The organism is Aquimarina rubra, assembly GCF_042684305.1.
Classification (GTDB): domain Bacteria; phylum Bacteroidota; class Bacteroidia; order Flavobacteriales; family Flavobacteriaceae; genus Aquimarina; species Aquimarina rubra.
In genome coordinates this window covers 1-23,201 of sequence record NZ_JBHULE010000035.1, presented here as the reverse complement: position 1 = coordinate 23,201, position 23,201 = coordinate 1, and the positions used below count along the sequence as shown (strand labels likewise).

At 35.4% G+C, this 23,201-nt stretch carries 17 protein-coding genes, 1 tRNA gene and 1 rRNA gene; 3 read left to right on the top strand and 16 right to left on the bottom strand.

Annotation, left to right across the window (positions count from 1 at the left end; genetic code table 11):
• Window positions 1-41: 41 nt before the first annotated feature.
• From ACFSR1_RS19725 to porU, 7 genes are all read right to left on the bottom strand, one after another.
• Window positions 42-989 carry a M28 family peptidase gene (locus ACFSR1_RS19725; protein WP_378294766.1) on the bottom strand — a complete coding sequence of 316 codons (948 nt, stop codon included), beginning with the start codon at window positions 987-989 and terminating at the stop codon, window positions 42-44.
• A 162-nt stretch (window positions 990-1,151) separates the two neighbouring features.
• On the bottom strand, window positions 1,152-1,739 hold the full coding sequence (locus ACFSR1_RS19720) for an NUDIX domain-containing protein (protein ID WP_378294765.1): 588 nt from the start codon (window positions 1,737-1,739) through the stop codon (window positions 1,152-1,154).
• A gap of 71 nt (window positions 1,740-1,810) precedes the next feature.
• Window positions 1,811-3,433 carry a pyruvate dehydrogenase complex dihydrolipoamide acetyltransferase gene (locus ACFSR1_RS19715; RefSeq protein WP_378294764.1) on the bottom strand — a complete coding sequence of 541 codons (1,623 nt, stop codon included), beginning with the start codon at window positions 3,431-3,433 and terminating at the stop codon, window positions 1,811-1,813.
• A 3-nt stretch (window positions 3,434-3,436) separates the two neighbouring features.
• On the bottom strand, window positions 3,437-4,438 hold the full coding sequence (gene pdhA / locus ACFSR1_RS19710; RefSeq protein ID WP_378294763.1) for a pyruvate dehydrogenase (acetyl-transferring) E1 component subunit alpha: 1,002 nt from the start codon (window positions 4,436-4,438) through the stop codon (window positions 3,437-3,439).
• A gap of 149 nt (window positions 4,439-4,587) precedes the next feature.
• Window positions 4,588-5,070: a cytidine deaminase gene (locus tag ACFSR1_RS19705; RefSeq protein WP_378294762.1), complete on the bottom strand. Its 483-nt coding sequence runs from the start codon at window positions 5,068-5,070 to the stop codon at window positions 4,588-4,590.
• 168 nt (window positions 5,071-5,238) lie between these two features.
• Window positions 5,239-6,396, bottom strand: a complete 1,158-nt coding sequence (gene porV / locus ACFSR1_RS19700) for a type IX secretion system outer membrane channel protein PorV (protein WP_378294761.1) — start codon at window positions 6,394-6,396, stop codon at window positions 5,239-5,241.
• Window positions 6,397-6,435: 39 nt separating this feature from the next.
• Window positions 6,436-10,275: a type IX secretion system sortase PorU gene (gene porU / locus ACFSR1_RS19695; protein WP_378294760.1), complete on the bottom strand. Its 3,840-nt coding sequence runs from the start codon at window positions 10,273-10,275 to the stop codon at window positions 6,436-6,438.
• Window positions 10,276-10,488: 213 nt separating this feature from the next.
• Between porU and gldJ the strand changes: the two genes are divergently transcribed.
• Window positions 10,489-12,162 (top strand): gliding motility lipoprotein GldJ, encoded by a 1,674-nt coding sequence (gene gldJ / locus ACFSR1_RS19690; RefSeq protein ID WP_378294759.1) that lies wholly within the window; start codon window positions 10,489-10,491, stop codon window positions 12,160-12,162.
• Between the two features lie 81 nt (window positions 12,163-12,243).
• Window positions 12,244-13,521, top strand: a complete 1,278-nt coding sequence (locus ACFSR1_RS19685) for a UDP-N-acetylmuramoyl-tripeptide--D-alanyl-D-alanine ligase (RefSeq protein WP_378294758.1) — start codon at window positions 12,244-12,246, stop codon at window positions 13,519-13,521.
• An 11-nt stretch (window positions 13,522-13,532) separates the two neighbouring features.
• On the opposite strand, the gene ACFSR1_RS19680 is transcribed toward ACFSR1_RS19685, so the two are convergent.
• The 8 genes from ACFSR1_RS19680 to ACFSR1_RS19645 form a co-directional block, all read right to left on the bottom strand.
• Window positions 13,533-14,615, bottom strand: a complete 1,083-nt coding sequence (locus ACFSR1_RS19680) for a DUF2652 domain-containing protein (RefSeq protein ID WP_378294757.1) — start codon at window positions 14,613-14,615, stop codon at window positions 13,533-13,535.
• Window positions 14,616-14,739: 124 nt separating this feature from the next.
• Window positions 14,740-14,814: transfer RNA gene (locus ACFSR1_RS19675), tRNA-Val, on the bottom strand.
• A gap of 86 nt (window positions 14,815-14,900) precedes the next feature.
• A complete protein-coding gene (locus ACFSR1_RS19670; protein WP_378295421.1) occupies window positions 14,901-16,118 on the bottom strand; it encodes a bifunctional folylpolyglutamate synthase/dihydrofolate synthase in 1,218 nt (405 codons plus the stop codon).
• A gap of 229 nt (window positions 16,119-16,347) precedes the next feature.
• The gene (locus tag ACFSR1_RS19665; RefSeq protein ID WP_378294756.1) at window positions 16,348-17,247 is read right to left on the bottom strand and encodes an energy transducer TonB; all 900 of its coding nucleotides are present in this window, start codon (window positions 17,245-17,247) and stop codon (window positions 16,348-16,350) included.
• A gap of 3 nt (window positions 17,248-17,250) precedes the next feature.
• Entirely contained in the window at window positions 17,251-17,643 is a 393-nt protein-coding gene (locus tag ACFSR1_RS19660; protein ID WP_378294755.1) for an ExbD/TolR family protein, read from the bottom strand.
• A gap of 1 nt (window position 17,644) precedes the next feature.
• Entirely contained in the window at window positions 17,645-18,331 is a 687-nt protein-coding gene (locus ACFSR1_RS19655) for a MotA/TolQ/ExbB proton channel family protein (protein ID WP_378295420.1), read from the bottom strand.
• Between the two features lie 86 nt (window positions 18,332-18,417).
• Window positions 18,418-19,887 carry a sodium/proton antiporter NhaB gene (gene nhaB / locus ACFSR1_RS19650; RefSeq protein ID WP_378294754.1) on the bottom strand — a complete coding sequence of 490 codons (1,470 nt, stop codon included), beginning with the start codon at window positions 19,885-19,887 and terminating at the stop codon, window positions 18,418-18,420.
• A gap of 26 nt (window positions 19,888-19,913) precedes the next feature.
• A complete protein-coding gene (locus ACFSR1_RS19645; protein WP_378294753.1) occupies window positions 19,914-21,140 on the bottom strand; it encodes a Glu/Leu/Phe/Val dehydrogenase dimerization domain-containing protein in 1,227 nt (408 codons plus the stop codon).
• Window positions 21,141-21,579: 439 nt separating this feature from the next.
• On the opposite strand from ACFSR1_RS19645, the gene ACFSR1_RS19640 reads away from it, so the two are divergent.
• Window positions 21,580-22,722: an acyl-CoA dehydrogenase gene (locus ACFSR1_RS19640; protein WP_378294752.1), complete on the top strand. Its 1,143-nt coding sequence runs from the start codon at window positions 21,580-21,582 to the stop codon at window positions 22,720-22,722.
• A 355-nt stretch (window positions 22,723-23,077) separates the two neighbouring features.
• Here the strand turns inward: ACFSR1_RS19640 and rrf are convergent.
• Window positions 23,078-23,185 (bottom strand): 5S ribosomal RNA (rrf, locus tag ACFSR1_RS19635).
• Between the last annotated feature and the right edge of the window lie 16 nt (window positions 23,186-23,201).

Here is a 23,201-nt window from a genome sequence, read left to right as displayed (position 1 = left end):
TCTTAGACTTTACTAAATTCCTAAAAAGGAAAGCAAGTATATCATTCGTTTAATTTAATTTCTTTGTTTGGTGTATTTAATATATTGTTGATCGCCGGCACACAATCATTGATAAGCTCTGCCATAAATTCAAAATTCATCTCAGAAACCTCATCATCTACGTGGTGATAGTAGTCATAATTGGTGAAATCAAAGGTAGAAATCGTTTGGCACGGCACATTAAATGCTGAATAAAAAGGATAATTATCACTTCTCCTGAACAGCTGAAATTCTTTTGCTTTTGGTAAAAAACCTATTAATTCTTTTCCCGAATATTCATTAATTTTTTCTGCCATATTTGACATTTCGTACCCTGTAATATAGGCTTTATATGTTTTATCATTTAAAGGCACTCCAATCATTTCGAAATTAACCATAGTATAAAGATCCAGGTTTTTCTCTTTTAAAACTTTGGCCAGATGATCAGATCCCAATAAACCTCTTTCTTCTGCTCCAAATAATACAAATAGCACGCTTCGTTTATTGGTTTTAGCTTTTGCGAAATGTTTTGCTAACGAAATCACCGCGGTACTCCCTGCTGCATTATCATTTGCTCCATTTGCAATACTATCTCGATTCACCTCTTTTCCTTTTCCTATGTGATCAAAATGTGCTCCTATTATCACAAACTGATTTGCTAATTCAGGATCTGTCCCTTTTAGATAGCCCACAACATTATAGGTTTCCGTTCCCTTAGCATCAAAAGTATTAAGATATGTTTCAAAATAAGGTTCTACTCCAGATTTCTCAAACTCCTTCTCAATAAATTTAGCGGCTTTCTCTAGTCCTTCACTTCCCGTGTCTCTGCCTTCTAATTCATCGCTAGCTAAGAAATTCATAATAACTTCAACATCAGATGCAGCGACATTAGACATCGGAGATTGTGCTTTAGTTACTTCTTTACAGTTTATAAATAAAAGGGCGATGATGAAAAATAATAGCTGTTTCATATGTTTATAATATTCTTTTTAATATCAAATGGAACTTGTCGAATAATCATTTTCTGTAAGTAATGAAAATTTTACTGTGACTCCATTCTTGTTTTTTTTTATTTTCTACGGTGAATTTTTTTTTGATAAAGATACTTAAAAAGAGTGCTTCTGGACAGGTAATTAAACACTCATTACATCCTTTATTTTTAAATACTGCAATAACAAGATCGTCCTTGCATCTTTAATTTCGCCTGAAGCGATCATCCTGAATGCTTTATTAAAATCTATTTCGAGCACATCGATATGTTCTTGTTCTGCAGAAAGTCCTCCACCCTGATCTGTACGCATATCATCCGTATATTCTGCTATAAATAAATGTGCTATTTCTGTCATTACACCCGGTGAAACATACGTTTCAAAGGCTTTTTCTAAGGTGTGGATGGTAAATCCCGTTTCTTCCAGCACTTCTTTTTTAGCGCATTCTTCTGGCATATCTCCATCAAGAGACCCTGAGCATACTTCAACACTCATCCCCGATGTATTACCATTGAGATATGTAGGAAGTCTAAATTGCTGTGTGAGAACCACTGTATTTTTTTGGAAGTTATACAATAATACAGCAGCACCATCACCGTGATCATATACTTCTCTAAGATGTTCTTCTTTTGGATGATTTCCAGGATGCTTATAATCGAAAGTATATTCTTTCAATAAGAAGGTTTTATCAGAAAGCACTATTGATTTAAGATTGTCTATTGGAGTTTTCATGTACGATTAAAGATAAAAAAAATCCTACTTCATTGGAAGTAGGATTTGTACTATTTAATACTCCTTTCTGACTATGCTAACATAGTTACAGGGTTTTCTAGGTATTGTTTTAAGGTCTGTAAAAATTGCGCGCCAGTGGCTCCATCAACCGTTCTGTGGTCACAAGCCAAAGTAACCTTCATAGTATTACCCACAACCACCTCATCATTTTTAACAACAGGTTTTTTAACAATAGCTCCCACTGATAAAATCGCGGAGTTTGGCTGATTTATAATAGATGTAAATTCCTGAATACCGAACATACCTAAATTAGATACCGTAAAAGTACTCCCGCTCATTTCTTGAGGAGTCAACTTTTTATCTCGTGCTCTGGTTGCCAAATCGCGAACCATAGTATCGATTTCCATAATATTCATACGATCGGTAAATGGTAATACGGGAACTACCAATCCATCAGGTACTGCGACCGCTACACCAACACTTATATGTTTGTTATAAACGGTAACATCATCTTTCCATGTAGTATTTACTTGAGGGTGTTTTCGAAGTGCCATTGCACAGGCTTTCACCACCATATCGTTAAAAGATACTTTAGTATCAGGCAACTCATTAATAGTCTTACGAGAAGTAATGGCATTATCCATATCCACCTCAATCGTTAAATAATAGTGAGGCGCTGTAAATTTGGATGCAGAAAGACCTCTGGCGATCGCTTTTCGCATTTGTGAATTTTTCACCTCTTCAAAACTCTCTTCTCCTGCCGGAGTAAATGTTTGAATCGATGGAACTGAAGTTGTTTGTTTTGATGCTGCCGCAGTAGTAGAAGCTTCAGAAGGTGTAAATGATTCTATATCTTTCTTAACGATTCTACCATTCTCACCAGTACCTTTTACCTGAGATAAATCTATTCCTTTATCTGCCGCAATTTTCTTGGCTAGTGGCGAAGCAAATATTCTACCACCAGAGGAAGAACTCTCATTTCCAGAACTAACCGGAGTTGACTCTACTTTTTCCTCTTTGGTTGATGTAGTAGTTTCTTTAGCTGAAGTAGCGGTTGCAGAAGGGACTCCATCTTTTATCCCCGAAACGTCTGTTCCGGCAGGACCGATAATTGCTAATAAAGCATCTACAGGGGCAGTTTGCCCTTCTTCTATACCAATATGTAACAATGTACCGTTATAGAAAGATTCGAATTCCATAGTAGCCTTATCTGTTTCAATCTCGGCTAAGATATCTCCTTCTTCTACGGTATCGCCAACTTTTTTAAGCCAGGTAGCTACTGTACCTTCTTCCATAGTATCACTAAGGCGAGGCATTGTAATTACTTCTACTCCTTCAGGAATTTCTGTGGCCCCTCCTGATGAAACAGGAGCTGACTCTTCATTCTTATCCTCTTCTTTTGGAGTATCTGCTTGTGGTGCTGAATTTCCATTCAATAAACCAGAAATATCTTCTCCTTCGTCTCCAATAATTGCAAGAAGTTGATCAACCGGCGCTGTCTCCCCTTCTTCAATCCCAATATGAAGTAATGTACCTTCATAAAAAGATTCGAATTCCATGGTTGCTTTGTCGGTTTCTATTTCCGCAAGGATATCCCCTTCATTAATTTTGTCTCCTTTTTTAACAAGCCACTTCGCGACAACTCCTTCTTCCATGGTATCGCTCAATCGCGGCATATTAATTACTGTAGCCATAATCTATTGTGGTTTGTGTGATAAAAATGGGTAATCTTCTTGCTCGTATACAACATCATACATCAGATTCTTTTCCGGAAACGGAGATTCTTCTGCAAATTTCTGACATTCTGCTACTCTATCCTTCACTCCTTTATCAATGGCAGCGATCTCATCATCTGTAGCGTATTTTTTATCTTTAATAATATCCAAAACTTGAGTAATTGGATCAATTTTTTGGTATTCTGCTACCTCTTCTTTTGTACGATATTTTTGGGCATCACTCATCGAGTGTCCTCGGTAACGATATGTTTTTAGTTCAAGGAACGTTGGTCCACCACCAGTTCGAGCTCTTGTGATTGCCTCGTCCATTGCTTCTGCAACTTTTACAGGATTCATAGCATCCACGGGGCCACAAGGCATTTCATATCCCAGTCCAAGTTTCCATATATCCGTATGATTTGCTGTTCTTTCTACCGATGTACCCATTGCATATCCGTTATTTTCTACACAGAATACTACTGGTAAATTCCATAACATTGCTAAGTTAAAAGCTTCGTGAAGTGATCCCTGACGTGTAGCCCCGTCGCCCATAAATGTTAATGTAACAGCGTCTCTTTTATAGTACTTATCTGCAAATGCTAATCCAGCACCTAAAGGAATCTGTCCTCCTACAATACCGTGTCCTCCATAGAACCTATGCTCTTTAGAAAATATATGCATAGACCCTCCCATTCCCTGAGAAGTACCTGTACCTTTTCCGTATAATTCTGCCATTACTCTTTTAGGATCTTCTCCCATTCCGATAGGTTGCACATGATTACGATATGCAGTTATCATTCTATCTTTGGTAAGATCCATAGCGTGCAAAGCTCCTGCCAAAATAGCTTCTTGACCATTATACAAATGTAAAAACCCTCTTACTTTCTGCTGAATATATACCTGAGCAAGTTTATCTTCAAACTTTCTCCAGAAAAGCATTTCTTTATACCAATTTAGGTAAACTTCTTTGGTTATTTTTTTCATTTACAATTGTGCTGATAAGTGTAACAATTAATCACCTAAAATGGTAATTATTAAATTTTTCCGATTTAGTTCATTACTGAACGAAAAACAAAAATAAGGTATTCGAAATTAAGGGAAAAACAGTTTTACCAATAAAATCTACGAAAACGTTATAAATACGAATTATCAAAAATAAGAGGTAATAAATTAGCTAAAGAATAAGATTTAACCACTTTTCCTGTTTCTCCCATAAAAAAGATCTCTATGGGTTTCTTTTGATTAAGCTCATATTCTGCAATTGATTGCCTGCATGCTCCACAAGGTGGAGTAGGTGTAATCAACTGATGTTTTAAGGATTTTGCAGAGAGTGCCATTTTTATAATTGGGATTCCCGGAAAATTTGCTCCTGCATAAAATATAGCCACCCGCTCTGCACATAGTCCTGATGGATAACATGCATTCTCCTGATTATTCCCCAGCACTACTTCTCCATTTTCCAGTAGTAACGCAGCTCCGACCAAAAACTCAGAGTACGGAGCATAGGCTTTGTCTCTAATATCAAAAGATTTTTGCATTAAATCTTGGATGTCCTCCGGCAGTTCTTCAAATGAATCATACACTTGTAAAGTAGATTTTATTTGTATTTCTTTCACACATTTAAATTTTACAGTATCTGCATTAAAAATAGTAATTATCGAAAAAACACTTAATTAATAACGAATACTCTTATTACTTTTAAAGGGAATACAATGTACTATAAACAAAAAAAGTATCAAACATTACTGCTTGATACTTTTTAATTATTCTAAGAATAGGTTATTCTATCTATCGTAAAAATCTTCTCCAAAATTAAATGAAAGACCAAAACGAAGTGTTCCTTCCAATGGGCTTCTTACTGCAGAAGTAGAGAATAAGTAGGATACATCTAAGTTCACGATCGTGTATTTAAAACCAAGTCCAAGAGAAACAAACTTACGTGCTCCTTTTTCTTCTGCTTCATTAAAATACCCTCCTCTAAATGAAAAGACATCTTTATACACATACTCTGCTCCTAGAGACCAGGTAAATTCCTGTAGTTCTTCACTAAAACCACCATCAGCATCTCCCCAAGAAGAAAAGATAGCACCAAAAGAACTGATGCTTTGATATTCTGCATTATCTTCTGCATCAATATCACCATCACCGTCAAAATCCTGAGGACTCGGCACTAATAATTTAGCAAACTCTAAAGATGGTGTAATCCTATTATATTCATCTAACAAGAAATCAAAACCAAGTCCAGCTCTAAAAGTAGTAGGGATAAAATTTTCCTGACCTGCATCATCATATTTTATTTTAGGACCGATATTAGAGATATTTACTCCAGCTCTCCATCTACCATTAAATGAGTTATATGCTACTTCTTCACTTCTATAAAAAGCGGCTACATCTACACCAAAACTGCCCGCTGCACTTGCATCGGCTCCCAAACCTTGCAATCTTAAATCAGAACGCAAATAACGACCTGCAATACCCATAGAAAATGTAGGACTTAATTGTAAAGCATAGGATACATCTAAAGTCAATTCATTTGGTTTCTGCACATTTGGCTCATCATTAGGACCTTGCCTAAATTCAATATCCCCTAAGCTAAAGTATCTAAAACTAGCAGCAACGGCACTTCTCCCATCTTGACCGAAACGATTGTAATAATTTACACTTCCCAAAAATATATCATTTACCAGGTTACTCAAATATGGGGTGTAATTAATACCCACTCCTTGTTGTTTTCCGATAAAGGCATATTTAGCCGGATTCCATTGTTGCGAAAATGCATCTGCGGATGTTGCAACCCCTTGATCAGCTAAACCAGCTGCTCTTGCATCTGCGGCAATTAATAAAAATGGTGTTGCCGTAGTTATGGCTCTATTTTCTTGAGCTTCTATTTTAAAATTCGAAAGTGTTAAAAACACAAACCCAAGGATTATGATTTTTCTCATGTGAAAATTGATTTTGACAAATATATAGTTATTTAGTTATTATAATATGACGAGTTTTTCAAATTTTTCAACTCGCTGATTTGTTAACGTGGATTTTACAGATATCTTGTATACATACACACCTTTTCCTAATTTATCACCGAAATCATCCCTTCCATTCCACTGAATATCTTCTCTGTAACTTGTTTTACCGGATAAGGTTTGATTCTGAGTCCAGATCACTTTTCCTGAAACCGTAAACACCTGAACCTGTACTTCTAACACATCATTAATAGCACCAGAATGTTCAAACCAGAACTCTGTGTGACTCACAAATGGATTGGGATAATTCAACACGTTATTTAGTGTGAAACCAGCAGCATCCGTCACAACAAATTGAATTTCCTGAGTAGAAGAATTATTATAGACATCCCATCCTTTAAACGTTAGTGTATGTAGACCAGGCTCCAAATCCCTAAATTTAAAATTAACAAGGCCTTTCGTAAAATCATCTACCTCTGTCTCATAAAAATCATTAAGAATAAACGGATTAGAATCATCTCCATCAAGTATTGCAGAAATATCGTGACCAATTCCACTAGCGGTATTAATTCCGTTTTCATCCTGCAATTTCGCTATAAGTATTGGAGAATCGTTAGTTACTCCACCAGAGACAAAACTTTCATCGTTCATAAACAATTGAATTTGCGGTCCAACATTATCTTCAGGAGCATTCTCATTTAAACCTCCGACCAAAATTGTTTGATCAACTCCGGTCTGATTTTCTAACACTCCATTTCTTGCTGCATAAAAACTAATCCTTCCTGCATCTACCGGAATGCCAATATCTCTTGGCACAATAAACTCAAAATCAAAAAGACCGTTGGTTACTGATGCCTTTCCTCTAAATATAATTTCTCCAAGTGTTTTATAATTCAATCGGATGATCTGTCCTGCGCTGTTTACGGTCCTATCATTAGCTAGTGTGACTCTATCTATTTCTTTATCATATATTGTCGTCGATAAAATACCATTATAATCAGACAACAACACTCCTGACTCACTAACTACCTCTCCAGAAATTTTTATCCTACTTAAGGCTTTGAGCGTATCAACCTCTTGGGTAATAGGAACATCATTTATATTTGTTAGACGAATATTTGGCTTAGGAACAGCCATTTTCATTGCTGGGTCTCCAAAAAAGAAAACTACCCGCCTACTATTCGTAGTAAAGGAATTTTTCATTTGTCTCACTGCTTCTGCTACCGACGGATATTCAGATCCATCGGGAAACAAAAATTCTGACAATCTATCATTTACTGATATCCCAAAAGTTACAATCACATCTCTTGTTGTACTAATCAATCCAACCGTACCGCCATTTATATTCTGGTATATAAGTTCTCCAGCCGAGTCTCTACAGGGATTATCAAACTTGGTAAATTCACAAGTAACCGTTATAAAAATTGGATACCTATTCGTATTAGCTAATTCGATTACATCCGATTTGTTCAGTATAAATTCCTTTGCCAATCCGTCTTCACCTCCGTGTCCAAAATAGTCTATGGCTACTGCTCCGGTTTCAATTGCATTAGAAATAACTTCATTAACCTGCGGATATCTATTACCAGACGGAGAAGATTCCTGCTGAAAAGCATCTGCATATATTTTAGTTAAATTGATATAAGGTTTTCGCTGAACCAATTCATCTCCAAGTTCATCTAGATTTCGCTGAATCGTTTCTTCCCAATCTTCATCTACATCATCCGCAATTAATAAAACCGAGTTTCTCCATCTACCAAAAGACTGTTCGCTATTATAATCGATAATCTTAGAAACCATGGCATCAGCCAATTGAGGTGTATCTGCCAAAACTCTCCCTACCGCTATATCTAACCGATCACTTGCTAACATTTGTCCTTCTAAAGGATCCATAGAACCAAAGAAATCGTCAGTTGCGAATGAACTGACTAATGAAAAACTACTTAAACTCTGAAAAGTAGGCACTATATTACTATCAGCACAATTCTCTCTTAACAATAACCCTTTATAATCAACAGAAGCATCTCCAAAAAGACAAACATATTTTAACTGTTCACTAGGACTTGAAGCATTTTCATACACATACCTAATCAAATTTCTAATGGCTACAATATCTTGCTTACCACTTCCAAACTCGTGATATATTTGATCTAATGTTATAACTTTTACATTATAATTGTTTAACGTTCTATGATGATCAGCAAGTCTATTTGCTGATTGAACCAAGGTGTTATTCGAAATAATGAGATAATCAATATCTTCAAACTGTCCTTGATTGTTTAGAAAAACTGTCCCTTTAATATCTTGATTATCTACTCTAGCAGTTTGATCCGATAACGGATCATAATAATCAGTAGGCACCAATCCTACATATTGGCGTGATTCACCCATATTTACCTTGAAGCTTATAGTAGAGGCTGCATTGGTATTACTAATACTACTTATCGACGCTGGATTAGTCACATCCCACACCTGAGATATTGTTCCTGCATTTGTAATGTTATATTGCCCAATTCCACTTGTGGTTGCAGCTTCTTCGTAAGAAAATCGCATTTGAGAATTTGTCCCGGTCAGTGCTCTTTTTGCTTTCAGGCTGATAAAATCAAGGTATCCTATTGCTGCAGGGTTTCCGTTATTATTATAATTAAGTCCCACAGTGATCTTATCCGTATTAGATGTTATATCTTGTGTGAGCTCTCTTGGAGACCCCAAAGATGTTCCAGAAATTTGAGCAAAGCTCAAAATTCCAACCTGACCATTGTTGGCTGTAATATTCATGCTTGATGGAGAAACTGATGTTGCTGCAGCAAAAACTCTTAACTCAATAGGCTCAGTTGTAATTAAATTAGGAAAGTCAAAATCATAATTTTTACTGCTTTGTATATCAAAACGATCTCCAAACCAACGCCTCCCAACTTTTACTATACTATACTCATCGACTTCATAAAACTGATAATCCGAAAAGGAATTAATCTGTACGTCTGCAGCGGCTGTTGGCTCAGTGTAACCAGACACTCTTCTGCCGTTAACTCCTCCTGCAGTGACATAATAATAAGATTTATCAGCATATAGGTTAATATTTGTCAAATTCTCTTCACTGTAACCCTGAGTACCTTCTCCATAAAATAAAATATAATCACTCCCTGAGAAATTACCATCTTCACCTCCTACAAGCTGAATGGCATTTTCTCTTAAATCAAATTCTGTGTTTTCCTGATTAATCAGAGGCATCATTTGACCTCCATTACCATATATTTTTATTGTTCTTGGATCTACCGTCGATACATCCATACCTAAACTACTAAGAAAAGCAGGTGTGATTCTAAAAACTCCAGTTTTATCTACGTAAAAGCGGAACCACTCGCCAGAAGCTAATACCGAATTACTTACTGGAAACCTTTTTATACTAGATTTTTGCCCTGATGTTTGATAGACAATATCAAATGACACTACTTTCCTGAAGGTATTTCCATTTCTCACAAAAGGTAACACGCTTGCAAAACCATTCCTTTTACTTCTTGCTTCGCTAGATCGTATGTCATAAGTAAGCTCTTTAGGGATAAGATTTATGTTAAGATCTTTAAGTTCTGCTCTCGAAATAGTTTTGTAAACAACATTTTCTAACCTTGCTGTTATTGTATTAATTTCTTGTGATTCTTCCCATTGTGTGGTAAACTGCACTCCAATATCATCCAGATATTCGAAATTTTTCTGGTCAAATCCCGGAACTGTGAACGAGACATTACTGGATGTATTAATTTTTACATCTTTCCAGTTAATGTCAACATGTACTGTCTGCTGTGCTGAAATGTAAACAGAAATCAGTAGTGCGCATAAAATTGTAATTTTCTTCATCATAGCGTATAACGGGTTTAACACAGTTTTAGTGTTCCGTAAATTATGGTTTTTCTTCAAAAATAATAATAAACACAAAAATATTGCGTTAAACCAAAGTCAATCGTAAAAAGATAAATTTGTCACGATTTGATATTATTTTAAAAATATTAGGGTAAATTTAACGTTAATTATTATATTGCGAGCCCTAATTTCTACTTTAACGAACTTAAGATTATGAAAAACGCGTTAGTTTTTAAGTCGCTAATGGCCCTTAGCATTAGCATCTTACTGTTTAGCTGTAACAAAACAGATTACGGCAACAGTTCTAGAGCCACCGGCTGGAAATACAACTCCAAGGATGGTGGATTCCAAGTAAATACTAATTATAAAGAGCAAGAGACAGGACCAGGTCTGGTATTTGTGGAAGGTGGTACTTTCACGATGGGTCGAGTTCAGGATGATGTGATGCACGATTGGAACAACACTCCAACACAGCAGCACGTTCAGTCTTTTTATATGGATGAAACCGAAGTTACCAATGTAATGTATCTAGAATATTTAGATTGGTTAAAAGGTGTATATCCTCCCACAGAGCCAAAATATAAAAACATATATCACGGTGCACTTCCTGATACATTGGTTTGGAGAAATCGTTTAGGTTTTAACGAAATGATGACTAATAACTATCTGCGTCACCCGGCATATGCCAACTATCCTGTAGTAGGTGTTAACTGGATTCAGGCTGTAGAATTTAGTAAATGGAGAACAGATCGTGTAAACGAAAGAATTCTTGAAGAAGAAAGAGTGATTAAAGAAAATGCTCCTTTTGAGGACGTTTCTGCAGAAAGCACCTTTAACACTGACACTTACCTCAATGCGCCTTCACAAACATATGGAGGAAATGACGAAGCAACCAGAGGAGGTAAAAAGTCTGAGCAGTACGAAAAAAGAAACGATTCTACCGGATTATACATCCAACGTAAAGATGGATTACTTTTACCAAAATACAGACTGCCAACAGAAGCAGAATGGGAATATGCGGCTTTAGGTCTAGTAGAGTTAAGAAGTTATAACATCTATAGAGGTAGAAAAAAATATCCTTGGGATGGACAATATACTCGTTCTGGGAAAAGAAGAACTCGTGGAGACCAATTAGCTAACTTTAAGCAAGGTGATGGTGACTATGGTGGTATTGCAGGTTGGAGTGATGACGGTGCTGATATTACAGCTCCAGTAGCATCTTACGATCCTAATGATTACGGTCTATATGATATGGCTGGTAATGTTGCAGAATGGGTTGCCGACGTTTACAGACCTATTGTAGATGACGAATACAATGATTTTAACTACTATAGAGGTAACGTTTATACAAAAAATGCGATTAATCCAGACGGAACTGTAAAAATCGTAACTACAGATTCTATAATTTACGACACCTTAAGTAACGGAAAAATCGTTGCAAGAGTATTACCAGGAGGTATCTTACAGACTCCGGTTGATGAAAATGAAACTTATTTAAGAACTAACTTTACTCAAAGTGACAACCGTAACTTTAGAGATGGTGATAAAAGTTCTTCTAGATATTATGAAGGGTTCCAGGATGAAAACATTCCTAACAGAAGAATGTATAACTCTCCGATTCATAGTGTCGAACCAAGCGCAGAAGATAGTACTAAATTAGACAGAAGATATGATGAGTCTAGTAAAAGAACTACTATTGTAAGTGAAGAGGTAAGAGTATACAAAGGTGGTTCCTGGAAAGACAGAGCATACTGGTTAGATCCTGCACAGAGAAGATTCTTCCCTCAGGATATGGCTACTGATTACATAGGATTCAGAAATGCAATGTCTCGTGTAGGTGAAAAAGCTAAAAACAAAAAAACACCTAAACACAGAGCTCCTAGATAAAATAAAAATTTATTAGTTCGTTAATAAATATAAAGCCCTGACACATTTTATGTGCGGGGCTTTTTAATACAGCTATATTAGATGACTATTGAACGAATACACGAATTATTCTTGGAAAGTAGCGGTATATGTACTGATACCCGTAAAATCAAGAATGACAACATCTTTTTTGCCTTAAAAGGAGAGAATTTTGATGGCAATACATATGCTCAAAAAGCAATTAAAAATGGTGCTTCATACGCTATAATTGACAATGAAAAATTTCTAGTCTCGGATAAATACATTTTGGTAGAAGACGTATTAAAGACTTTACAAGATTTAGCTACCTATCACAGAAGGTATTTAAACATTCCTATACTTGCTCTTACAGGTAGTAATGGTAAGACCACAACAAAAGAATTAATCAATTGTGTTCTTTCTTCAAAATACAACACAACAGCCACAGAAGGAAATCTTAATAATCATATAGGAGTTCCACTCACTTTACTTTCTATGAATAAGGACACAGAAATTGGCATTGTGGAAATGGGTGCAAATCACAAAAAAGAAATAGAATTCTTATGCAATATTGCGTATCCTGACTTTGGATATATCACCAACATAGGAAAAGCACATATAGAAGGTTTTGGAAGTTTAGAAGGTGTTCTCATAGGAAAAACAGAACTGTATCGGCATATAAAAAAACACAACAAACTTATTTTTCTAAATAAGGAAGACCATAAACTTTCTAAAGCCGCAGAAGGAATAGAATCATTCACTTTTTCGCAAAATTTAAAAAGTGACGCTAACATTCAATTACAAGAAGCAAACCCTATGGTAAGCGTACATTACAAAAATAATGTAATCAACAGCCATCTTATAGGATCATACAATTTTACCAACATAGCTGCGGCAATTGCCATTGGTCATTATTTTAAGATCAGCCCTGAACAAATAAAAGCCTCCATAGAATCCTATATTCCTACTAATAATCGATCTCAGATCATCAAAAAGAATAATCTTACTATCATTCTCGATGCCTATAATGCTAACCCATCTAGCATGAGTGCAGCTATAGATAATTTCAAACAACTAGAATACACGCGTAAAATAGTATTCTTGGGAGATATGTTTGAACTTGGAGATACAGCAGGCGAAGAACATCAAAAAATCACAAACGAATTAACTAAAACATCATTCGATAAAATTTATTTGATTGGAGAAAACTTCTTCAGCACTATAACTGAAGACGACCGTATACAAAAGTATGAGTCTTTTCAGGATCTAAAAGACCATGAATCTTTGACCGAAATTAGCGGTGCTGTTTTGATAAAAGGATCCCGCGGAATGAAACTGGAGCGTATTTTAGATTTAATCTAACAACTATAGGTTTAAGGATTACGCTTTTCAATATAAATTTTAAGATTTTGGAGAGACTCATTAACAGATTTTCTCAGCGCTCTTTTCATAAACAAAGACAGTATTATTTTTTTAAGAATTGATTTCGCCGTTGGATACATTTCCAATACCAACTTACAAGAGTTCTCTGAGATTGGAACAAATATATAGAATTGATATAACGAATCGACAACCGGAACATCACTTGTTAGCTCTCCATAAACCAACTGACCGGATTCTACAGACTTGGTAACTGTGGTAAAATTCAATCGTTTCCCATCAATTACACATACATGCTCGGTACCTAACCTAGTTACTTCATTTGGATTATATTCAAATTTATCCACTCCTTTGACCCAATAATGACGGTAACTATAATTAGTAATATATTCTAACAATTCCTGTGCAGAAACATTGTATTCTTTTTCTATAACGATCCCTGGAGGGCTCTTAAAATAAACTTCGTATGGAGTTTCATAAGAAGTAAGTTTCAATTTCGATTTATCGATTTCAGAAAAAAGATACTTAATATGCTTTCCGTCATACATATCTTCATCCTTAGAGAAATTAAATAATTGAGATTTGTAATGATCAGGCATCCCGATTACCTGAGATAAACTTTCACTTAGCAATGCATAATTATTACTAGAAATAGAATTCTTTAACAACCGATGTGCTTCTATTACTATTTGTCCAAAAGGCTTTCGTTTATCTTGCACTGTGATGAATTGCAACTCTCCACAATGTGCTATAATTTTTAATTGAAGATTTGGAGCGGTAGCACAGGCATTGCAAGGACAAATTCGGTTTTTTTCTAACAACTTAAGGTGACTATAAAAAGCAGTAAACATCGTCTCTATTTGGGCTAATAATTTTTCCTGAGAAGGAATCTCTTCTTCTTTATAGAAAAACAAAGCATCCCCTTCTACTTCGGCTAATCTTAATTTTTGAGTATTAGCATTAATCAAAATTTCTAGCAATTCTGCAATTACGTGCTGGCTATGCTCAACTTCGGTAGTTTGAACAAATTTTGTGTAGCCGGATATATCAGGAATAAAAAGTAAAGAATCAGACATTAAGCAAGACTTTATTATGATGCATAATAAAACTAGTGATTTCTTCTTAACACCTAGGGTTTTTATATAATATTTAAGAAACAAAAAATCCGTTCATTTGGATGAACGGACTTTTAAATTTAAGTGGGCAATGAGGGATTCGAACCCCCGACCCCCTCGGTGTAAACGAGGTGCTCTGAACCAACTGAGCTAATTGCCCTCTATGTTTTTTGCAACCCTTGTTCCTGATTGCGGATGCAAATATAAGACAGTTTTACAGTCTACCAAAAAAAAATTAAAGAAAAATTAAATTATTTCTGCTACTACAAATGTACTACCTCCTACATACACCAAATCCTTATTGTTAGCTGACTGTAAAGCAACTTTATACGCCATTTTCACAGAGTTATAACATTCACCATTTAAATTAAATTTTAAAGCTTCTTTCTTTAAAATTTTCTCATCGAGACCTCTTGCAATTTCAGGTTTTGCAAAATAGTATGTTCCATTCGTTGGAAATAAGGGTAATATCTTCTTCAAATCTTTATCATTAACAACCCCTAAGACTATATGCAGTTTATCATATTCTTCGTTTAGCAATTGTTTCAGAACTAGTCTTAAGCCATCTTCATTATGAGCAGTATCGCAAATTACCTTAGGGCTTTTCTGTAAGATTTGCCATCTTCCTAGTAAACCAGTGTTATTTACAACTCTACTTAACCCGCTTTTAATATTTTTTTTATTAATATTCCAACCTTTTTCTTGTAGAATAGAAATCGTTTGCAAGGCAGTTTTAACATTTTCCTCTTGATAACTACCTTTTAGATCAGTGTCAAAAATGTTACCTTCATAATCTACTGCAAAAAATATCTTGCTTTGAAGCGACAATGCTTTTTCAGTAAAAACCTCTTTTGTTTCAGGTGTTGTCCTTCCTATCACTACCGGAATATTCTTTTTAATAATCCCAGCTTTTTCTGAAGCAATTTCCGGCAATGTATTCCCAAGAAATTGTGTATGATCTAATCCAATATTGGTAATAATTGACACTTCTGGTGTAATGATATTTGTAGAATCCAGACGACCTCCCAAACCTACCTCTATTATAGCTATATCTACTTTAGATTCTGCAAAATATTGAAATGCTAATCCTACGGTCATCTCAAAAAACGACAGTTGATTTACTTCAAAATAAGTTCTATGTTGTTCAACAAAATCTACAACGTACTCTTTATTAATTTCCTTACCATTAATACGAATTCGCTCTCTAAAATCTTTAAGATGCGGGGAAGTATACAAACCTACTTTGTATCCTGATTGTTGCAAAATGGACGCAAGCATATGACTTGTAGATCCCTTACCATTGGTTCCCGCTACATGAACACTTTTAAATTTAGTTTCTGGATTTCCCAAATACAAAGCTAAATGTATTGTATTTGTTAAATCTATTTTATAGGCACTTGCTCCCTGACGTTGATACATTGGTAACTGTGCAAACATCCAATCTAAAGTTTCTTGATAGTCGATAACCTGTACTATTAGTGTTAATAAACTTATGAGAATTATTATTTCTGCAACTTTCTATATATTCTTAAGTGATAGATTACTGGTATCTATTTTCAACACACTTTTCATCGAATCATATATGTGCTTCGATAGATCAAGTATATAACAATTATATTTAAATCAAAAGGATTGGAAAGATCTAAGCCCAGGAAAAAAATTAAAAATCACAATTGTATTCTTTTAATTACAATTATTCTCCCAAACCAAAGGTAACTTCTACGAACCCGATTTGCTTAACAGGAGCTTTGGGATCTGGTTTCCATTTAAAAGTTAAGGCTGTTTTCTTAGCTGGTTCCAGAAGACATCTTGCACTATTAGTAGTTCCTTTAACACCTGGAGTAGCTTGAACAACTTTACCATCTCTATTCACTACAATTTTGACTACCACTCGCCCGGCTTCGTTACACTCTTGTACTACTTTGGAGTTTGTAGGGCGACCTCTACCGTTAAGTCCATATCCAACACCTCCTGTACCCCCAGGACCCGGTTGACCATAATAGCTGGTTGCATAAGGATTACCATTTGGATTACCTTTGTCTCCTGGTTTATTATCATCACCTTCTCCTCCTTTTGCTTTTCCATCACTTTTAGGTCCATTAGAGAAACTATCCAATATATCTAGCGTTGATTTATCCGGCTTTGGATCAGGTTTTTTTTCTTCAACCTTTTCTACAGGTTTTTCTATAGGCTTTTCGACCGGTTTTTGCTCTACCGGCTTATCTTTTGGTTTTTCCTTTGGTTTCTCAACCTTTTTCTTAGGCTCTTTTTTAGGTTTCTCTTCCACTACAGGAGCATCTTCCACATCTTGAGTAACTACCTCTTCAGTAATTTCAGGAGTCTCTGGTTCTGGTTCTGGAGTAACCGGCGTAGGTTCTGGAGTTGTCTGTTTAGGAGATGATTTAATAGCTTCTTTTGGTTGTATATCACCCGATCCAGTCAGTGTAGTTCCAAAATTGACAGCGATACCTCCTTCTGGTGTTGGATCTAGATATCCTAAACCAAGATAGAATAATAAAAAGATGATAGCCACGTGCAGTATCGTCGTGATTATAAAAGATTTCTTCTTATGTCTTGTATCTAATTTCAGCATAAATTATTCCGGCTTGACCGCCAGTATTACTTTGTATTTATTTCTGTTAGCAATATCCATCACCCCTACAGCTTTTTCGATAGGGACACCTTCTTCTGCTCTAAGTATAATAGTAGGTTCTTTCGTACCTGATAATTTCGATTTCAAAGTAGATTCCAATCTACTTTGACTTACACGTTCGTTATCCACGTAGTATTGCAGCTTATTGGTAATACTAACGGATATATTTTGCACATTAGAGCTCTTTCCTTTAGCTTTTGGCAAAATTAAATCTAATGCTTCGGGCGTAATTGTTGGCGATGTCAATAAAAAGAACACCAGTAACAAAAACACGATATCCGTCATCGAAGACATACTAAATTCCGGACTTACTTTATTTCTTCCTCTTAAATTCATATTAAGCAGGTTCGTTTAACAAGTCTAGGAAATCTACCGCCGTAGCCTCCATCTGGTGTATCACTTTATCTGTTCTTACAACCAAATGATTATATCCAATATAGGCGACAATACCTACTACAAGCCCAGCAACGGTTGTTGTCATTGCAGTATAAATACCTTCTGCCAACGTACCCATATCTGCACTTCCCGAACTTGAAGCTAGATTATGAAATGCCAAAATCATACCAATTACGGTACCTAAGAACCCAATCATTGGTGCCGCACCTGCAACTGTTGCAAGTATACTGACATTTTTTTCGAGTTTATACACTTCTAATCGTCCAGCATTTTCAATAGCTTTATTAATATCTTCCAAAGGATTGCCTATTCTGGAAATACCTTTTTCTGTTAATCTTGAAACGGGATTATTTGTTTGTGCACATAAGATTTTTGCAGCTTCAATTTTACCACCAGCTACGTTATCTCTAATCTGATGCATAAAGCTTTCATCATATTTTGATGCAGCTTTTATTGCAAAAATTCTTTCAAAATAAATATAAACTGCCACAAACAACAGCACAAAAAGAATAGCTATAATTACTACTCCTCCAGTTCCTCCACTAAGCAATAAGTCAATAATAGATAATGTTTTCTCTTCTGCTTCGGGATCAATTTCTTTGGTATTCTGGGCTAACATACCAAGCATTAATAAATGGGTCATATGTATTCTTGTTAATTTAGTGTTAGTATACTAACGTTATTTCTATAGGTTAAGTATATTCTTAATCGTGCTTATAGCACATAAATTATTCCTAGCAAGCCTACTCCACCAAGTATAATGGTATACGGTAAAGCCATTTTTACCATTCTTCCATAAGACAAACCAATTAGCGGAGCCAAAGAAGAAGTTAATAAAAATAAAAACGCTGCTTGACCATTAGGTGTTGCAACACTAGGTAAATTTGTTCCTGTATTTATGGCTATTGCCAATTTTTCAAACTGTTCTCTGTTGATCACACCATTATCAAAAGCTTGCTTTACTTCACCTATATATACTGTGGCAACAAAAACATTATCACTGATCATGGATAACACTCCATTAGCCACATAAAACATTGAAGGTTGTTTTGAAGGATCTAATGTTAATGCCCAGTCTATTATGGGTGAAAAAAGATGTTGATCATGAATCATAGCCACGATCACAAAGAAAACCACTAATAAACCTGTAAAAGGAAGTGCTTCTTCAAAAGCTTTTCCTAGTTGGTGTTCTTCGGTAATACCCATGAAAGCTGTCTGTACAATAATTAGCGCCAGACCAATAAACCCTACAGGAGCTAAATGTAACGCTAAACCAACGATAAGAAGTATAGCCGAAACCCCTTGTACAACTAAACCATATTTAGATTTATCAGACCTATTTGCATCTTCTTGATCTGTATAATTTTCAATAATTCTTCTAGCTACTTCAGGTAATTTTGCTCCAAATCCAAACCAACCTGTAAGTTCTAAAACTATAGTTGTCAATAATCCTGCTGCTAATACAGGCAATGTTATCGGAGCCATTTTAACGAAGAATTCTATAAAATCCCATCCCATTCGCTCTCCTATTAGTAAATTTTGAGGCTCGCCAACTAATGTACAAACTCCTCCAAGCGCAGTTCCCACTACTCCGTGCATCACTAAACTTCTGAGGAAACTCCTAAATTGCTCTAATGTTTCTCCGCTCAACTCTTTCCTATCCAATGTCCCATCATGATCAAAATCTGACGCTGGCATTGAATGGATCTTATGATACACCCCATAAAAACCTACTGCTACACTGATCAATACCGCTGTCACCGTTAAAGCATCCAGAAAAGCAGATAACACTGCCGCCAAAAAAACAAATAACATAGACAATATCATCTTTGATTTTATTTTAGTAAATACTTTACTAAAAATATACATCAATAACGGCTTCATAAAATAGATACCTGCCACCATAAACACCAATAGTAAAACTACCTCGAGGTTTTGATCTACTTCGTGATAAGCATTCTTAGGTGTGGTAAGATTTAATGCGAGAATCTCTATAGCTAACAATCCACCGGATTGTAACGGATAACATTTGAGTGCCATGGCCAATGTAAAAATGAACTCACCTATAAACAACCAGGCACAAACCGTTGGATTTATATAATAGACAACAACATTAAGTAACAAAAAACTGATCATTACGGTCTTAAACCATTTTGGGCTATTGCCAAGAAAATATTTTAACATAGTATACGCTATTATTTATATTATAATTATACCAATTGTTTGAATGCTATCTCAAACGCTGTTCTACTTATATTGGTTTTTGAATTATTCTTATTAAAAATTCTTTGTATCGCATCTTTAATGGTCTGCGAAGTATCATTAAAAATTGCTTCATCAGTCATTAACACTCTTCTTTCCATAAAATATGCAAATACCCTTGCCATTCCACAATTAGAAATAAAATCAGGAATCAAACTCACTTGTTCATCTGTATATTCCATAATAGATCCAAAGAATATTTCCTTGTCCGCAAAAGGAACATTTGCCCCGCAAGAAATCACTTCTAATCCTGAATTAATCATTTGAGTAATTTGATCCTTAGTAATTAATCTTGATGCAGCACAAGGTGTGAATATTTCTGTCTGAAGCGACCAAATTCTATCATTTAACTCTTCAAAGGGAATCAAGGTTTCGCTATATAATTTATTTCCTTTTTTATTCAGATAGAGGTCTTTGATTTCTTCAAAAGAAAAACCATTTTCATTTATGAGTCCACCAGCGTGATCAATAATACCAACAACTTTTGCTCCCATTTCTGAAAGGTAATAAGCAGCAGCAGATCCAACATTACCAAAACCTTGAACTATAGCTCTTTTTCCTTTCACAGTACCTCCGTAAATATCATAATAATGTCTTACCGCCTCTGCGACACCATATCCGGTAATCATATCAGCCACGGTATATTTTCTCGAAACATCTGGTGAAAAGGTCGTATTCTCCAATACTTTTATCACTCCTTGGCGCAACTGTCCTATTCTATTTATTTTATCAGCTTCTGTAGGCTGAAAATGACCATTAAAGACTCCTTCTTGCGGATGCCAAACACCACAATTTTCTGTAATGGGAATTACTTCATGAATTTCGTCAACATTTAAATCACCTCCGGTTCCGTAATAGCTTTTGAGCAATGGGGAAACGGCCTTGTACCATCTCTCTAAAACTCCTTTTTTTCGCGGATCATTAGGATCAAAATTAATTCCCGACTTTGCTCCTCCAATTCCAGGGCCGGAAACCGTGAATTTAACCTCCATAGTTTTGGCAAGAGAAAGCACTTCATTCATATCCAATCCTAAGCGCATTCTTGTTCCGCCTCCAGCTGCTCCTCCTCTAAGTGAATTAATTACTGTCCAACCTTCTGCTTCTGTCTCTGCATCTTTCCAGTTAAAAACTATCTCGGGAGCTTTATTTTCGTATTTTTTTAATAATTCTTTCATCTTTAAAACTTCAATTTATACAAATACCTTTATCTCTAAGACTATACTTCTTCTAATTTCTTAATTGTATACACTCCATTACGGAGCTAGTGCTGTCTCATAAAAACGGTATTAATAAATTGAAACTGATATCCTACGATGGACTTCACAAATATAAAAAACTAAATAGGGTGAAAGCTTAATTTAAAAAAATAATAATCTAAAAATTAATTCTTCCGTTTTTTCCTAATTACACGAATAAAAATAGATTAAATTTAAGATGAGCCATCATAAATTCTGAAGTATTAAAAGAAAATCCCAAAAAACAAAAAAAACATCAAAACTATCGTATTATAACTTATATTTGTAGAATTAATAAAAAAATCGATCTTATCTCGATTTATTTTCATCAAAATGTTGAATTCGCGTGTTATGCACGCACAGTAAATTAGGATCAAATATGGACTTTAAACTATCCGAAGAACAAATAATGATACGCGATGCCGCTCGTGATTTTGCAAAGGCTGAATTGTTACCTGGAGTGATCGAAAGAGATGATAAGCAGGAATTTCCTGCCGAGCAGGTTAAAAAAATGGGCGAACTTGGATTTTTAGGAATGATGGCATCGCCAGAGTATGGCGGTGGTGGCATGGATACCTTATCTTATGTACTCGTTATGGAAGAATTATCAAAAATAGATGCTTCTTCTTCTGTAATTGTATCTGTAAATAACTCTTTGGTATGTTGGGGATTAGACACCTATGGCACACCTGAACAAAAAGAAAAGTACCTTTCCAAACTAACTACAGGAGAGTCTATTGGAGCCTTTTGTTTATCAGAGCCTGAAGCTGGTAGCGATGCCACTTCACAAAGAACTACCGCTATTGATAAAGGTGATCACTATATTCTTAATGGAACAAAAAACTGGATTACTAATGGAGGAACCTCAGATTACTATTTAGTTATTGCCCAAACAGATAAAGAAAAAAAACATCGTGGAATCAATGCCTTTATTGTGGAAAAAGGATGGGAAGGTTTTGAAATCGGACCTAAAGAAGATAAGTTAGGGATCAGAGGTAGTGATACACATTCTTTGATTTTTAATGATGTAAAAGTTCCCAAAGAAAATCGAATTGGTGAAGATGGATTTGGTTTTAAATTTGCTATGAAAACATTAGCTGGTGGTCGTATAGGTATTGCTGCACAAGCCCTAGGTATAGCACAGGGAGCATATGAATTAGCTAGAGAATATTCTAAAGTTCGTAAAGCTTTTGGTACAGAAATAATGAACCACCAAGCAATTGCATTTAAGCTAGCGGATATGCACGTACAAATTGAAGCAGCTAGAATGTTGGTATATAAAGCTGCTATGGATAAAGATAATCACGAAAACTATGATTTATCAGGAGCTATGGCCAAGCTTGTTGCTTCACAAGCAGCAATGGACGTAACTATCGAAGCGGTACAAGTGCACGGTGGTAATGGTTTTGTAAAGGAATATCATGTAGAAAGATTAATGAGAGATGCAAAAATCACTCAGATATATGAAGGTACAAGTGAAATACAGAAAATTGTAATTTCCAGAAGTATTCTTAGAGATTAATTAGTTAAAAATTCTCTAAATCAAAAGCCCAAGTTGTTTATACGATTTGGGCTTTTTTAATGCATCAAATTATCCTATACTGAAATAGATTAATACAAATTCGATTAATTTACTACCTATACCGGAAAGCATTTTACCACATAAAGCATGCTTCACAGGCCATCTTATGCAAAAGCGATTGGTTTAAAATCTAAACAACAACTCTTTTATAATTTCCTATTAATCTTTATTCTTAAAAGTATATACGTATAAAAAACGCTCCATATTATTATACACTTATTATAAAACAGGTTGCTATTCTAACGAAATAATAGCCCATAAAAAAACCCTTCATTGTTATAATGAAGGGTTTCAAGGAAGGCGGCGACCTACTCTCCCACGATTGTAGTACCATTGGCGCTAACGGGCTTAACTTCTCTGTTCGGAATGGTAAGAGGTGAGCCCCGATGCTATAACCACCTTAAGTCGTTATAAATGAA